The organism is Eikenella sp. NML070372, assembly GCF_001648415.1.
In the GTDB taxonomy this organism is placed as follows: Bacteria; Pseudomonadota; Gammaproteobacteria; order Burkholderiales; family Neisseriaceae; genus Eikenella; species Eikenella exigua.
In genome coordinates this window covers 662,231-676,822 of sequence record NZ_LXSN01000004.1, presented here as the reverse complement: position 1 = coordinate 676,822, position 14,592 = coordinate 662,231, and the positions used below count along the sequence as shown (strand labels likewise).

Annotated in this window: 15 protein-coding genes, 1 tRNA gene and 3 pseudogenes; 10 read left to right on the top strand and 9 right to left on the bottom strand. The window is 54.7% G+C overall.

Annotation, left to right across the window (positions count from 1 at the left end; all coding sequences use genetic code 11):
• Nucleotides 1-63 precede the first annotated feature (63 nt).
• The 4 genes from thiL (at nt 64) to A7P97_RS05045 (ending at nt 2,785) form a co-directional block, all read left to right on the top strand.
• Nucleotides 64-1,050: a thiamine-phosphate kinase gene (gene thiL / locus A7P97_RS05060; protein WP_067530643.1), complete on the top strand. Its 987-nt coding sequence runs from the start codon at nt 64-66 to the stop codon at nt 1,048-1,050.
• Nucleotides 1,043-1,546, top strand: coding sequence for a phosphatidylglycerophosphatase A (locus A7P97_RS05055; RefSeq protein ID WP_067530642.1), 504 nt, complete (start codon nt 1,043-1,045; stop codon nt 1,544-1,546). The genes thiL and A7P97_RS05055 overlap by 8 nt, the downstream gene beginning before the upstream one ends.
• A 10-nt stretch (nt 1,547-1,556) precedes the next feature.
• Nucleotides 1,557-2,039, top strand: coding sequence for a DUF4279 domain-containing protein (locus A7P97_RS05050; protein WP_067530641.1), 483 nt, complete (start codon nt 1,557-1,559; stop codon nt 2,037-2,039).
• Nucleotides 2,040-2,239: 200 nt separating this feature from the next.
• A complete protein-coding gene (locus tag A7P97_RS05045) occupies nt 2,240-2,785 on the top strand; it encodes a YhcB family protein (protein WP_067530640.1) in 546 nt (181 codons plus the stop codon).
• 76 nt (nt 2,786-2,861) lie between these two features.
• Here the strand turns inward: A7P97_RS05045 and A7P97_RS05040 are convergent.
• Together A7P97_RS05040 and clpB are read right to left on the bottom strand one after the other, a co-directional pair.
• Nucleotides 2,862-3,499, bottom strand: a pseudogene (locus A7P97_RS05040) (tellurite resistance TerB family protein).
• A gap of 142 nt (nt 3,500-3,641) precedes the next feature.
• A complete protein-coding gene (clpB, locus tag A7P97_RS05035; RefSeq protein WP_067530639.1) occupies nt 3,642-6,215 on the bottom strand; it encodes an ATP-dependent chaperone ClpB in 2,574 nt (857 codons plus the stop codon).
• A 162-nt stretch (nt 6,216-6,377) separates the two neighbouring features.
• Between clpB and A7P97_RS05030 the strand changes: the two genes are divergently transcribed.
• Nucleotides 6,378-6,827, top strand: a complete 450-nt coding sequence (locus tag A7P97_RS05030) for a thioesterase family protein (RefSeq protein WP_067530638.1) — start codon at nt 6,378-6,380, stop codon at nt 6,825-6,827.
• Nucleotides 6,824-7,741 (top strand): tyrosine-type recombinase/integrase, encoded by a 918-nt coding sequence (locus tag A7P97_RS05025; RefSeq protein ID WP_067530637.1) that lies wholly within the window; start codon nt 6,824-6,826, stop codon nt 7,739-7,741. The genes A7P97_RS05030 and A7P97_RS05025 overlap by 4 nt, the downstream gene beginning before the upstream one ends.
• Nucleotides 7,742-7,847: 106 nt before the next feature.
• Here the strand turns inward: A7P97_RS05025 and A7P97_RS10110 are convergent, their stop codons facing one another.
• The 7 genes and pseudogenes from A7P97_RS10110 to A7P97_RS10700 form a co-directional block, all read right to left on the bottom strand.
• Nucleotides 7,848-8,015: a hypothetical protein gene (locus A7P97_RS10110; protein ID WP_156497483.1), complete on the bottom strand. Its 168-nt coding sequence runs from the start codon at nt 8,013-8,015 to the stop codon at nt 7,848-7,850.
• Between the two features lie 97 nt (nt 8,016-8,112).
• Nucleotides 8,113-8,388: a hypothetical protein gene (locus tag A7P97_RS05020; protein WP_067530636.1), complete on the bottom strand. Its 276-nt coding sequence runs from the start codon at nt 8,386-8,388 to the stop codon at nt 8,113-8,115.
• A gap of 56 nt (nt 8,389-8,444) precedes the next feature.
• Nucleotides 8,445-9,278 carry a PHP domain-containing protein gene (locus A7P97_RS05015; protein ID WP_067530635.1) on the bottom strand — a complete coding sequence of 278 codons (834 nt, stop codon included), beginning with the start codon at nt 9,276-9,278 and terminating at the stop codon, nt 8,445-8,447.
• A gap of 72 nt (nt 9,279-9,350) precedes the next feature.
• Complete coding sequence (gene serS, locus A7P97_RS05010; RefSeq protein ID WP_067530634.1) at nt 9,351-10,643, bottom strand: serine--tRNA ligase; 1,293 nt, start codon at nt 10,641-10,643, stop codon at nt 9,351-9,353.
• Nucleotides 10,644-10,945: 302 nt separating this feature from the next.
• Nucleotides 10,946-11,089: pseudogene (locus A7P97_RS10705) on the bottom strand (cbb3-type cytochrome c oxidase N-terminal domain-containing protein); the annotation flags it as partial.
• A gap of 67 nt (nt 11,090-11,156) precedes the next feature.
• A complete protein-coding gene (locus tag A7P97_RS10105) occupies nt 11,157-11,363 on the bottom strand; it encodes a hypothetical protein (protein ID WP_067526050.1) in 207 nt (68 codons plus the stop codon).
• Nucleotides 11,279-11,586: pseudogene (locus A7P97_RS10700) on the bottom strand (cbb3-type cytochrome c oxidase subunit I); the annotation flags it as partial. The pseudogene A7P97_RS10700 and the gene A7P97_RS10105, both read right to left, overlap by 85 nt.
• Nucleotides 11,587-11,789: 203 nt before the next feature.
• Here A7P97_RS10700 and A7P97_RS05000 point away from each other — a divergent pair.
• From A7P97_RS05000 to A7P97_RS04985, 4 genes are all read left to right on the top strand, one after another.
• The gene (locus A7P97_RS05000) at nt 11,790-13,529 is read left to right on the top strand and encodes a M61 family metallopeptidase (protein ID WP_067530633.1); all 1,740 of its coding nucleotides are present in this window, start codon (nt 11,790-11,792) and stop codon (nt 13,527-13,529) included.
• A gap of 263 nt (nt 13,530-13,792) precedes the next feature.
• The gene (locus A7P97_RS04995; RefSeq protein WP_067439019.1) at nt 13,793-14,095 is read left to right on the top strand and encodes an integration host factor subunit alpha; all 303 of its coding nucleotides are present in this window, start codon (nt 13,793-13,795) and stop codon (nt 14,093-14,095) included.
• Nucleotides 14,079-14,411: a hypothetical protein gene (locus tag A7P97_RS04990; RefSeq protein WP_067530632.1), complete on the top strand. Its 333-nt coding sequence runs from the start codon at nt 14,079-14,081 to the stop codon at nt 14,409-14,411. Before A7P97_RS04995 ends, A7P97_RS04990 begins: the two co-directional genes overlap by 17 nt.
• 31 nt (nt 14,412-14,442) lie before the next feature.
• Nucleotides 14,443-14,519 (top strand) — tRNA-Pro (locus A7P97_RS04985).
• The last annotated feature ends 73 nt before the right edge of the window (nt 14,520-14,592 follow it).

Genomic DNA, 14,592 nt, shown 5'->3' with positions numbered 1-14,592 from the left:
TGCGAGCTGCAAATGGTTCTCTTGTTTTCAGGTAGCCTCCACCCTACAACCAAACATCCCGCCATGCCCCAATCCACCACAAAGCCCCTCGGCGAATTCGACTTCATCCGCCGCTACCTCAATGCCGAACAGCCGGCCGACCTCGAGCTCCTGCTCGGCATCGGCGACGATGCCGCCATCGTCCGCCCGCGCCCCGGCCATGATTTATGTTTCAGCAGCGATATGCTGCTGGCCGGCCGCCACTTCTTCCCCGATGTTGCTCCTGCCGACCTCGCGCACAAAATCCTGGCCGTGAACATTTCCGACATGGTTGCCATGGGCGCGCAGCCGCGTTGGGTAATGCTCAGCGCCGCCCTGCCCGAGCTCAATCCCGGCTGGCTGGAAGCATTTTCAGGTAGCCTGTTCGCCATACTGCGCCAATACGGCATCACCCTCATCGGCGGCGACACCACCAAAGGCGATCTCGTTTTCAACGTGGCCATCACCGGCGAGCTACCTGCCGGCCTTGGCCTGCGTCGCAGCAGCGCGCAAAACGGCGACGATATTTGGGTGTCCGGCCAAATCGGCTTGGCTGCTGCCGCCCTGCACCATATCTGGCAAAACATCAGGCTACCTGAAAACCTGTTTGCCGAATGCGAAACCGCCCGCCTGCGCCCCACTCCGCGCGTATCCCTCGGCCAAGCCTTGCTGCCCGTTGCCACGGCGGCACAAGATATTTCCGACGGCCTGGCCCAAGACCTCGGGCACATCCTGCGCGCCTCCAATGTGGGCGCGGAGCTATACGCCGACCTAGTGCCTACCGCGCCCGGCCTGCGCCAATGCCTGCACGAGCAAACCGTATACGAGCTCATCCTCGCCGGCGGTGACGACTACGAATTATTGTTCACCGCCCCACCGCAAGCGCGCCAAGCCGTGCTTGCCGCGGCCGAAAGCAGCCGCACACCCGTGGCCCGCATCGGCCGCATCAACGACACAGGCTACCTGAAACTGCTGCGCGCCAACGGCAGCGAACTGCATCTTGCCCATTTAGGATTCGACCACTTTGGCTAAACAGAAACCCGCCTTCCGCCCCACTTTCGCCTGGCTGCTGCACCGCCCTGCCTGTTTCCTCGGCTTCGGCTTCGGCAGCGGCCTCGCCCCCGTCGCCCCCGGCACTTTCGGCACCCTGCCCGCCCTGCCCCTCGCCGCCGTGCTGATGGCGCTGGGCATCGACGGCTGGTTGCTCGCCCTGCTGTGTCTGCCCCTGTTTGCCGTCGGTATCTGGATTTGCAACCAAACCGAAGCCGCCCTCGGCGTGCACGACTATGGCGGCATCGTGTGGGACGAAATCGTGGCCATGCTGCTGGTGCTCGCCTTCACGCCGCACTCTTGGGTGTGGTGGCTGGCTGCCTTCGCCTCCTTCCGCTTCTTCGATGCGGTAAAACCGCCGCCCATCCGCTGGTTCGACCGCCAAGTGGGTGGCGGCTTCGGCGTGATGCTGGACGACATCATCGCCGCACTGATGAGCCTGCTCCTTATCCGCCTAGCCGTCTATTTAATCCAATGAAAATAAGCTGATGGATACGCCCAACCTCAACGAATGCTATCTCTACTTCGCCCTTACCGGCCGCGGTTTCGACCCCGATGCCGTCAGCGCCACCCTCAATCTTGCCCCTACCCGCGCGGTGTATGAGGGCAGCAACATAGGCGGCAGAGTGCTGCAGCATGCCAGCTGGCAATATGGCACACCCGTCCTGCGCGGCGGCGACGTGTTCCGATTGGACGAAATCGCCGACGAACTCATCGCCACCTTACTGCCGGTGCAAGACAAAATTGCCAAGTTAATCAAAGCCCACCGGCTCGAAGCCTGTTTGATGGTTGTGCTCACCGTGAGCACCGATGAACGCGACTCCACCCTGGCCATCGGCTTTTCGCCCCGAGTAATCAGTTTCTACCACGCTGTGGGTGCCAGCATCGAATTCGATATCTACCAAGGCTTGCCTGAAGAAGAGGAAGAAGCCGGCTACAGCGCAGATAATCCGCAGCGAGTGCTGCATTAACGCTGCAAACTTTTCAGGTGTAGTGGATTTAATTTAAACCGGGACAAGGCGGCGAGCCGCAGACAGTACGCAGGTACGGCAAGGCAAGCCAACGCGGTACCGGTTTAAATTTAATTCACTATAGCCTTTACATAAGGCAACAAACCGCCTAAATTGCTATACAATAGTCATACCGCCCGTCCACCACAAAGGAAAATCCCATGAACAACCTGCCCCTCATTACCCAATTTATCCTCACCGGCCTCGGCGGCTTCCTTATCGGCATGCTCATCACCCCGCTGTTCAAACGTGGCAACAGCAAACAGCAAGCCGAATTGGAAGAAGCCAAAAAAGCCCTGCAAGACTATCGCGAAGCCGTAAACCACCACTTTATCGATACCGCCGAAGCGGTGGACGAGCTCACCCGCAGCTACCAAAACGTATTCGCCCAGCTGAGCCGTGGCGCTGAAGAGTTGATGACTCCCGAAGCCTACCGCAGCCAGCTCGAACAGCGCAGCGGCCAAAGCGTCACCCTCTCCTACCTGGCCGATCAAGCCTCAGAAGCCCATGCCGGCAACGCCGAGCAACGCGTACAACTCGTGCCGCACGACGCGCCCGTGCCCCCGCAAAACGACTTAGGCGAAGCCGACGCCGCTGCCGATGCCACCGTGTTCACCACTGAGCCCGCCCAAGCCACCGAGCTGGCTGCTCCAGCCCCGGCAGATGAAGCCGCCGAACCCGCCAAAGAAACCCCGCCTGCGGTGTGATGCTTCGTTCAGAACGGATTAAAGGCTGCCTGAAAATTTTCAGGTAGCCTTTTGCTTATACCAAACGGCTGGCGTTTTATTGCGCCAATTCCAACTGCCGCTCCAACTGCTCCACCAAACCGTCATCCAGCCCCAATGCCTGCGACAGCCGGGACAGGAAGGCAATCTCACCGCGCACCAAATCGCCGCAAACCGCGCGGGCAGCCAAATAGGCTTCGGCAGCCAGCGCCTGATCGCCGTCTACCGCCTCGGCCAGCTCGTTAATAGAAGCCAGACGGGCATATTCGTTGGCTAGCCACTGCCGCACTTCGGCATCGGCACCGCCCTCTTGGGCAATCAGCTGCTTTTCCGTTTCATCAATCAAGCCGTCTGAAGCCGCGGCTGCAATCATGGTGCGCAAAATCACGCGGCTGCGCTCTTCAGCCGACTGCCCCTGCGCTGCAAAAGCCGCTTCGGGAAAAAAGCGGCCACCGTGCTGTTTTGCCGGCCTCCCTGCCAGCTTTGGTAAGCCTGATAGGCCATCATCCCCAAAGCGGCGGCCGACCCGGCCTTCAGCAATGATTTCGCGCTGCCTTTTTTCAGCAGAATCGCAGCCAGCCCGCCGATTAACGCCCCGCCACCGAACGAGTTGAGCGGATTGTTATCAGACATCACTTTGTTGCCGCTTTGCTGCACGGCATCCAATACTTGGTTGAGCAGATTATTGAAATTCATAGCGCTTCCTTTTTGTGTGGGGGTTAGCTTATTGCAGTTTCCGTATCGCCTATTTACCGAGAGGTGCAAAAAAGGCTACCTGAAAATATCGGTTTAATCATTTTCAGGTAACCTTTCCGTTTCAAATATTCAAGCCTTCAAATCAGGCAAACACCAGCCTACCGCCTTCTTCTTTCACATGAATCGTGCTGTCGGGCGCGTATCTGCCTTCGAGCAGGGCTTTGGAAAGCGGGTTTTCGATTTCCGACTGGATGGCGCGTTTGAGCGGACGCGCGCCGTACACGGGGTCGAAACCGGCTTCGGCAATCAAATCCAAGGCGGCATCGTCCACTTTCAGGTGCAGGTGCTGCGCTTCCAAACGTTTTTCCAAGCCTTTGAGCTGGATTTTGGCGATGTTGCGGATATTCTCCTGATCCAAGCCGTGGAACACGACCACTTCGTCGATACGGTTGATCATTTCGGGGCGGAAGTAGGCTTTCACTTCTTCCATCACCGCTTTTTTCACGGCTTCGTAGTCCTGCGTGCCCATTTGTTGGATGTGCTGGCTGCCGATGTTGGAAGTCATGACGATGACGGTGTTTTTGAAGTCCACGGTGCGGCCTTGTCCGTCGGTCAGACGACCGTCATCCAATACTTGCAGCAGGATGTTGAACACGTCGGGATGGGCTTTTTCCACTTCGTCCAAAAGAATCACGCTGTACGGTTTGCGGCGGACTTGCTCGGTCAGGTAACCGCCTTCTTCGTAGCCGACATAGCCCGGAGGCGCGCCGATTAGGCGGGCAACGGCGTGTTTTTCCATGTATTCGGACATGTCGATACGGATGAGGTGGTCTTCGCTGTCGAACAGAAAACCCGCCAAGGCTTTGCACAACTCGGTTTTACCCACGCCGGTCGGGCCTAGGAACAGGAAGCTGCCGTAGGGTTTGTTCGGATCGGCAAGGCCGGAGCGGCTGCGGCGGATGGCGTCGGACACGGCGCGCACGGCTTCGTCTTGTCCAACCACGCGGCGGTGCAATACTTCTTCCATTTTCAGCAGCTTGTCGCGTTCGCCTTCCATCATTTTGGACACTGGGATGCCGGTCATGCGCGATACAATTTCGGCTACTTCGTCCGCGCCGACTTCGGTGCGGAAGAGTTTGTTTTGTTTTTTGCCGTCGGGGTTGCTTTCCGCCGCTTGCAACTGTGCGCCTAATTTCGGCAACTCGCCGTATTCGAGTTCGGACGCGCGGGCAAAGTCGCCTTGGCGTTTGGCCTGCTCGATTTTGACTTTGATGTCGTCCATCTGTTTCTTGATGTCGGTGGTGCTGGAAGACGCGGCTTTTTCGGCTTTCCAGATTTCGTCCAAATCGGCGTATTCTTTTTGCAGGCCGTCGATTTCTTCGTCTATCAGTTCCAAACGTTTTTTGCTGGCGTCGTCGCTTTCTTTGGCAACATGCATTTTTTCCATTTTGAGCTGGATGATGCGGCGGTCGAGTTTGTCCATCTGCTCGGGTTTGCTGTCCAACTCCATTTTGATATGGCTGGCGGCTTCGTCAATTAAATCAATCGCTTTATCGGGCAGGAAGCGGTCGGTGATGTAACGGTCGCTCAATTCTGCGGCGGCAACGATGGCGGGGTCGGTGATGTCGATGCCGTGGTGGATTTCATAGCGTTCCTGCAAACCGCGCAGAATGGCGATGGTGTCTTCCACACTGGGTTCGCCGACCAATACTTTTTGGAAGCGGCGTTCGAGTGCCGCGTCTTTTTCAATGTATTGGCGGTATTCGTCCAAAGTGGTCGCGCCGATGCAGTGCAGTTCGCCGCGCGCCAAAGCCGGTTTCAGCATATTGCCCGCGTCCATCGCGCCGTCGGTTTTGCCCGCGCCGACCAAGGTATGGATTTCGTCAATGAAAATCAGGGTGTTGCCGTCGTCTTTCGCCAAGTCGTTCAACACGCCTTTCAAGCGTTCTTCAAATTCGCCGCGGTATTTCGCGCCGGCAATCAATGCTGCCAAATCCAAAACCAGCAGGCGTTTGTTGCGCAGGGATTCAGGTACTTCACCATTGACGATGCGCTGCGCCAAGCCTTCAACAATGGCGGTTTTACCCACGCCCGGTTCGCCGATAAGCACGGGGTTGTTTTTAGTGCGGCGTTGCAGCACTTGAATCGCTCGGCGGATTTCATCATCGCGGCCGATAACGGGATCAAGTTTGCCGTCGCGGGCGCGCTGGGTCAGGTCAAGCGTGTATTTTTTCAGAGCATCGCGTTGGTCTTCGGCATTGGCATCGTTTACGTTTTGTCCTCCGCGTACCGCGTCAATTGCGGCATTGATGTTTTGTTCGGTCGCACCGGCTTCTTTCAGGATTTTGCCGGTCGCATCGTTCTGCTGCACCAAGGCGAGCAGGAAAAGTTCGCTGGCGATATAGGCATCGCCGCGTTTGACGGCGGCCTTATCCGTCAGATTCAACACCGCCTGTAATTCGCGGCTGGGCAGAATATCGCCCCCCTGGCCAGACACTTTCGGCAGACTGTTTAAATGTTGCTGCAAACGCTGCTTCACTTGCGGCACGTTCACGCCCGCATGAGCCAACAGTGCAGATGTTCCGCTGTTTTGGTCGTCAAGCAGGGCTTTTAACACGAAACCTGCTTCTAGATAGCTGCTATCCGCAGCCAAGGCCAAACTCTGGCCTTCTTGCAAGGCCTGCTGGAATTTAGCGGTTAATTTGTCGTATCGCATGATTATTTCCTTTGCATATTGTTTTCTTGCAAGGCATATGGGTTTGGAGCAGATTTTGTCAAGGTATTTACACAGCTGTTTTACAGAATGTTGTTGCAACACATTCAATAATTAGGCAATAAATGCTAAGATAACCTGATTTTTAATCAGCGGAACCCTAGTATGCCAGCCACTCAGCGCATCCAAATCAACCTGCCGGAACACTTCTGTTTTGAAACCCGCATCACGCTAGAAGTCGGCCACCTCAACTATGGTAAACACCTTGCCAACGATGCCGTTTTACGCATCGCCCACGAAGCCCGCTTACGCTTTCTTACCGCGCACGGCTGCACTGAAACCGATGCCTTCGGTGCCGGTCTGATTATGGCCGATGCTGTCGTGCAATACCGCGCCCAAGCCTTTCATGGCGAAGAGCTGCTAGTTCAGGTAGCCTTAGGCGAAATTGGCAAGGCCGGCTTCCCGTTTTTCGCCAAACTCTCCCGGACAACCGACCACACCGAAATCGCCCGCGTACAATGCGGCATGGTGTTTTTCAACTACGCCGCCCAGCTTATCGAGCATACTCCCGCCGCCTTCCGCGCCCATTTTACTCACCACAGAGCAAAGCAATGAGCAGCGGTTGGATAGCACAAATCGAAGTCTGGCTGCACAGCCTGCAACAGCAAAACCACTCCCCCCACACCCTGGCCGCCTACCGCCGAGACCTCGCCTGGCTGGCCAATTTTCAGCCGCAAAGCGCACTTGCCCGACCATTGTTCACCGCCGCCCTGCGTCAGCTTGGCCAACAAAACCAGCACCCACACAGCATCGCCCGCCGCCTCAGCGCTTGGCGGCAGTTTTGCCGCTGGCTGGTGCGAACAGGCTATCTGAAAACCGACCCCACCCACGGCCTTAAAGCCCCCAGATCCCCTGAACGCCTGCCCAAAGCCGTACCTGCCGAGCCGCTCAACCAACTCCTCAACCAAGCCCCAGAAAATCTGCTCGACAGTCGAGACCTTGCCATCTTTGAGCTGCTCTACGGCAGCGGCCTGCGCCTTGCTGAAGCCTGTGCTCTCAACCTGGCCGACCTTAACCTGCAAAGCGGCTGGGTGGCCGTAACCGGCAAAGGCTGCAAACAACGCCATCTTCCCCTCACCGCTCAAAGCATCCGCACCCTCGAAGGCTACCTGAAAACCCGTACCGCCGCGCCCAACGAAACAGCCCTCTTCACCGGCCGTACCGGCCGCCGCCTCGGTGCCCGCCAAATCCAAAAACGCCTGCAACAATTCGCCACCCGTTACGGCAGCTGCCACCTCAGTCCCCATATGTTGCGCCACAGCTATGCTAGCCACCTGTTGCAAAACACCCGCGACATCCGTGCTGTACAAGAGCTGCTCGGCCACAGTCAGCTCGCCACCACCCAGCACTACACCAAGCTGGATTTCGACCATCTCGCTCGCGTGTACGATGATACCCACCCCCGTGCCAAGCGGCAGCAAACCAAAGCTGAAACAATGCAAGATAAAGAAGGAAAAATAGAGAAATAGTGTTGCTTATTAGCCAGCGTGCGATATAAAAAAGGACTACCTAAAGGTTTCAGGTAGCCTTTTTCGGCAATTTGAGCAATAGCGCGCGCAGTGCCCAATCAAGCAATCAGTTCAGCGTTCTGTTCTGCTCGATTTCCTGTTTTTTGCGCTCCAAGATACGCTCAATTTCCTCTTCACGGCGCTGGCGCTCAATTTCCTGTTCAATGCGACGGTTGCGGAAAAAGAAGAAAGCCACTACACTGGCCAAAATCAGGGCTAGTAAAACCAAAAACATATTTATCACTCCTCTAATTATTAATAAAATCTTCGATTATCAGTCCTACATTCCTTCCTCACAAGGAATACAGCCTGACACTTTTCGGCAGGTTACCTTATTTAGCTTTTTTTGTCTTTTCTCCATTCACACTTTGCAGTCGGTCTGCAATAAATCCCTGGATAAGTTCGCGCTTTTCCCAGAAGAAGGTTTGCATTTTGCCTAGGGAATAAATCTTGCGCACCATGCCGGGCAGGCCGGCGTGCACGATGGCGGCAATTTCGTTGTTGCTGGCTTCTTCGGCCATAGCCTGCTCCAGCGTAAGCTTCTTCTCAGTGAGGTAGTCTTGCAGCTGCTTTCTCACATAGTTATTGATTTCAAACTGTTTGATCATGGTTCATTTCCTTATATCGTTTTCCCGTGCATAGGCATCGGTGTGTGAATGAAATACTACAAGCAAAATTCTTGCCAAACCGGCCGACAGCGTTTGGGCAATGGCGGGCAGGCGCCGAGGCGGCCGCTGCCGAAATCGCCTATGCGGTGGAAATCGCTGCCGACGCTGGCGAGAAAGCCGTATTGTTCGGCGAGGCGGGCGTAGTTGAGGCGGTCGTTCAAGTCGGTGGTGCTGCTGTGCACCTCAATGGCCTGGCCGCCCAGTGCTTTGAACTCGGTGAACAAATTCCGCTGTGCGGTGGCGGAGAGACCATAGCGAATGGGGTGAGCGACAACTGCAATGCCACCTGCGCCCAAAATGGCAGACACAGCTTCTTCGAGCGTAGCCCATTCATGCCTCACATAGCCGGGCTTGCCATCACCCAAATATTTTTTAAAAGCCTGTTGTTTGTTGCGCACATGGCCGTGTTCCATCAGCCATTGCGCCAGATGGGTGCGGCTGACCATTTCGCGGTTGGGCACCAGCGCGAGCGCGCCCTCGCAGGCACCGGCAAGACCTTTCTTTTCAAGCTTTTCCGCCATACGCAGAAAACGCTCCAGCCGGCCGCGCCGCAGCCTGGCCAGCAGGTTTTGCAGTACGGTATCGGTATCATCGAAATTGAGGCCGACGATATGGATGGTGCGTTTGCGCCAGCTCACGGAGACTTCCACGCCGTTTATCAGCCGGATGCCCAAGGCTTGCGCTTCCTGCCGCGCTTCGTCCAAACCGCCGGTGTGGTCGTGGTCGGTGAGCGCGAGCAGGGTGCAACCATTGGCGTGCGCCAGTTTCACTACTTCCCGTGGCGGCAGGGCACCGTCTGAAATATTGGAATGGCAGTGTAAATCTATCATCTAATCAGCTAATTGGTATGAAATGAAGGCTACCTGAAAAACCAAAAATAGGTTTTCAGGTAGCCTTTGAGCTTAGGGGACGAGTTTGTCCACGCCGCCCAAGTAGGGGCGCAAGGCAGCAGGGATGCTGATGCTGCCATCGGCGTTTTGGTGGTTTTCCAGCACCGCCACTAAGGTACGACCTACTGCCAAGCCGGAGCCGTTCAGGGTATGCACCAGGCGATTTTTACCATCTTCATCTTTGAAGCGGGCTTTCATGCGGCGGGCTTGGAAATCTTCGCAGTTGGAGCAGCTGGAGATTTCGCGGTAGGTGTTTTGCGCGGGCACCCACACTTCCAAATCGTAGGTTTTCGCGGCACCGAAGCCCATATCGCCGGTACACAGGGTAATAACGCGGTAAGGCAGTTCAAGCAGTTGCAGGATGCGCTCGGCGTGGCCGACCATTTCTTCCAGTGCGGCGTAGGAGTGGTCGGGGTGAGCAATTTGCACCATTTCCACTTTGTCAAATTGGTGCTGGCGAATAAGGCCGCGCGTGTCTTTGCCGTGCGAGCCTGCTTCGCTACGGAAGCAGGGCGAGTGGGCGGTGAGCTTGATGGGTAGGGCATCGGCCGGCAGGATGCGCTCGCGCACGGTGTTGGTCAGAGTTACTTCGGCTGTGGGAATGAGGTACTGCTTGGTTTTGCTCTCATCACCACCGCGGATAACATGGAACAAATCTTCACCAAATTTGGGCAGCTGGCCAGTACCGATGAGGGTACTATCGCTGACGATATAAGGGGTGTAGCACTCGGTGTAGCCGTGCTGCTGGGTGTGGGTGTCGAGCATAAATTGCGCCAAGGCACGGTGCAGGCGGGCAACCTGGCCTTTCATCAGGCTGAAGCGGGCACCGGAAAGCGCAGCAGCGGTTTCAAAATCGAGGCCGAGCTTTTCACCCAAGTCCACATGGTCTTTGATTTCAAAATCAAATTGACGCGGAATACCTACGCGGCGCACTTCCACGTTTTCAGTTTCATCTTTGCCGGCCGGCACGCTCTCATGCGGCAAATTCGGGATACCTAGCAGCAAGGCATCGATTTGTGCCTGTACGGCTTGGTAGTCGGTATCAGCCTGTTCCAAATCGGTTTTGATTTGTGCTACTTCGGCCATAGCTGCTTCGGCTTCGGCATGTTTGCCCTGCCCTTTGAGTGCACCGATTTGTTTGGACACACTGTTGCGTCGGGATTGCAGCTCTTCGGTACGCATTTGCAGAGCCTTACGCTGCGCTTCCAATGCGTCGAAGGCGGCAGAGTCAAAAACAAACCCGCGTTGTGCCAGTTTGGCGGCTACAGCGGCGGCATCGGTACGGAGAAGTTGGATATCTAGCATGACTTATGTCCTGTAAAGAGAATTTGGCTATATTGTAAACGCGGTGTATAGGAAAGGCTACCTGAAAAATGCCTTGCCTTTTTCAGGTAGCCTTCGAATGGACGCTCTCTTACTTAGCCACAGGCTGCGAGGCGGCAGAAGCTGCACTGGCTGAGGAAGCAGCAGCTGGTGCGGGAGCGGATGCAGTTGCCGCTACGGGTTTGGCGGCGCCGTTCGGATTGGCTTTACCCCACACATAGGTTAGGATAGCCGATGGAAAACAGTCAAATCAGAATAATATGAGGTAAAACACTAGAGTGTGACAGCGGATCGTTGTATTCCTCGATGCCGTTCCAATTGTGGCCGGTGGTTTTTACATCTTCGCTTTTGGCTGGTATCTTAACTTTACTTTGCGACAAAATTAGCCATATCAGCCTGATAAAGCTGATTGCGACGATGCCAGTAATGTAGTAGTTCCGGAAATTGCCAGTTTAAAGAGGGATGTATTCATTGTTGTGCTCCGTATTCACGGCTTTAGGGAGTCTGGTTGTTGTTATTGATCGAATCATTATCATCGATGATGTGCCGCTCCTCTTCATCGTAGTGCGTTTTGAATTTGTCGTAGTAGTAGGCAATATTGATCGGTATACTCCAATTGCCTTGGTAAAGTTCATTGGCAGGGTAACCGCCGCCAGCAGAAGCACCAGCTGCCAGCTCCAGAATGTAAAGGCTGGTAGTCAACCGCCATATAGACGAGCGTTACAAGTGTGCTGCACCATAATTAAGATGTGGCAATTAAGCCACAGCTACCGAATACAAAAATAATGGCATTGGTATGCGGTGGATGTAAACGGCCAGAATGGAACCACGGCCCCAACTCAGATAGATTCAGCTGCGGAAAATAGAGCTGTGCAGTCACAGTTACTCTAACCAACATTCCAACCACACCCCAAACCACCGTCATCACGGCAAACTGCCGCACTACTTTGTAGTTATAGGTTTATGTTCTCATGAAAAATCTCTATTCTCTATATTAAAGATAGCTGTACTCTCCTTTAATACTGGTATTGCATGTAACTTAAACAGTATATAAAGCAAATTTTCATTTTTAACAAAACAGGTTTCCTGAAAAAGCTGTATCCCATTCAGTTCTAGCGAAACAAGCAAATGCTCCACTACACCATTACTCCCTTGCCTGAACAGCATCTCTTCCGCGTCTGCCTGCGTTTCAGCCACCGCGGCAACCAAGCCGTCCGCTTCACCCTGCCCAACTGGGTGCCCGGTAGCTATATGATTCGCGAGTTTGCCCGGCACATCGTCCGTATTGAAGCCAGCTGTAACGGCCAAACTGCCAACTTACAAGCCGTCAGCAAAAATATCTGGCAGGCCGAAGAAAACACACCCGGCGACTGGCTCATTGAATACGACGTTTATGCCTTCGATCTCTCCGTACGCGGCTGCTATTTAGATAGCGAACGCGCCTTCTTCGACGGCGCCGCCCTGTTTTTTCAGGTAGCCTCACACACCGAAGAGCCACACCAAGTCGAACTCTGTTTCCCTAGCCAATGGCAAACCGCCACCGCCCTGCCCAGGCTGGATAACCATCTCTACCAAGCAAACAACTACCGTCATCTTATCGATTGCCCGCTTGAATCCGGCACCCTCGAAATTCTCGAATTCACCGCTGCCGGCATTCCACATCGCATCGTCCTCAGCGGCCACTACCCCGACTTCGACCGTCAACGCCTGCTGGCCGACACCCAGGCCATCTGCACCGCCCAACTCCAATTCTTCCCCAACCCCGCCCCATTTACGCACTACACCTTCTTGCTGCACCTGGGCGATCACGTCTACGGCGGCCTCGAGCACACATCATCCACCGCCCTGCTCGCCGATCGCAGCTGGCTACCTGAAAATAACCTTGCCGAAGCCTCTGCCAACTACACCCAGCTGCTCGGCCTGATTTCCCACGAATATTTCCACGCCTGGAACGTCAAATCCATCAAACCCGCCGCCCTTGCCCAATCCGATCTCAACCAAGAAGCCTACACCGAGCTTTTATGGGCATTCGAAGGCATCACCTCCTATTACGACAACCTATTCCTCGTGCGTAGCAGTTGTATCAGCCCCACCGCCTATCTCGAACTCTTAGCTAAAACCATCACCCGTGTGCACCGCAATCCCGGACACCGCCTGCAAACCCTAGCCCAATCCAGCTTCCACGCCTGGGACAAATACTATAAGCAAAACGAGAACAGTCCCAATGTCATTACCAGCTACTACCAGCAAGGCACCCTCGCCGCCCTTTGCCTCGACCTATACATACGCCAACAAAGCCGGCACAGCCTCGACAGCATCATGCAAGCCCTCTATCAAGACTGGCTGACCAGAAAACAACCGCTGCATGAAACTGAATGGGAAGAGCTTGCCCAATCCATCACCGGCCTCGACTTGCGCAGCCTGTTCAACCAAATCATCCGCAGCACCCGGCCACTGCCGCTCGAAACCGCCCTTGTCCACGCCGGCCTCCGCCTACACTGGCTGTCCCTGCCGCCCTCGCACAACGGCGGCTGCGGCCCATTGCCGACTGTTCCGCCCGCCAACGACTTCGGCGCCCGCTTCCAGCAAAACGGCAGCGACATCACCCTCAGCCACGTACTCAACGGCGGCAGTGCCGAACAAGCCGGCCTCGCCCCCGGCGACCGCATCGTTGCCATCAACGGCTATGCTGCCAATGACTTCGCCGTCCAATGGCAGCAGCAGAAAGCCAGCAGCCAAGCCAAATTGCACTACTTCCGATACAGCGTGTTGTATCACACCTCTGCCACTGTACGGCTTGCCGCCGCCAACACCGCCTGGCTTACTATCGAAAATCCAGTCGCACTACAAACCTGGCTGCAAATATAGCCAAAGCACTGGTTTTCTTCCTACTGCGTTAGCTCGCATTGTAGAAAAAATGAGCTTTGGCCATATCAAAGCACAGCCATTTTTCAGGTAGCCTTTTTGGAACAGCTGCCAGTGAAATCCACTGTATTATAGGCATAATGAACAAATTGCCACATAATCTGTCGTCTCATTTCACAGATTTTTCCGCATGTAGCAGCATTCACTTGATTTCTAAAAAGTAATTAGCGATAATCCTCAACTTAGTAACTTTAGAGGTAAACTCAATGACACTCACTAAAGCAGAATTGGCCAATATTCTGGTAGAAAAAGTCAGCAATATTAGCAAGAGCGATGCAAAAGAAATCGTTGAACTCTTCTTCGAAGAGATCCGCGCCACTTTAGAACGCGGTGAGGAAATCAAAATTTCCGGCTTCGGCAACTTCCAACTGCGCGACAAACCGCAACGCCCTGGCCGCAATCCCAAAACCGGCAAAGAAGTTCCGATTACCGCCCGTCGGGTAGTAACCTTCCACGCCAGCCAAAAACTCAAAGGCATGGTGGAACACCACTATGGCAAACAAAACTGAACGCGCCTTACCACCCATTCCGGTTAAACGCTACTTCAGCCTGGAAGAATTGTGCTATCTAGCCGATATCCAGCCCGAACAATTCTTCCAATGGCAGCAAGATAACGGCGTAGTGATCGGCCATGGCGGCAACCAATACACCCGGCAAGATGTGGTGAAGATCCGTAAATTAAGCGGCAGTTTCCCCACCTACATCGACCGTTTCAATCTAAACGGCCACGACAGCCTAAATCGCCCCGCTGCCACTGCTAAAGAAGTTTGGCAGGATTTGCAGGTAATTTTAGAAAAAATCGAAGCAGTCCTTGCCAAGCCGTAAAAAACAGCTTAAAATTGTTCCTTTCGGAAGTCGGAGTGTGGCGCAGTCTGGTAGCGCACTTGCATGGGGTGCAAGGGGTCGAAGGTTCGAATCCTTTCACTCCGACCAAAAATCCAAAGGCTTAACTAAAAATAGTTAAGCCTTTTCTTATATATTTATCATACAACGTTGCATCTTCCCA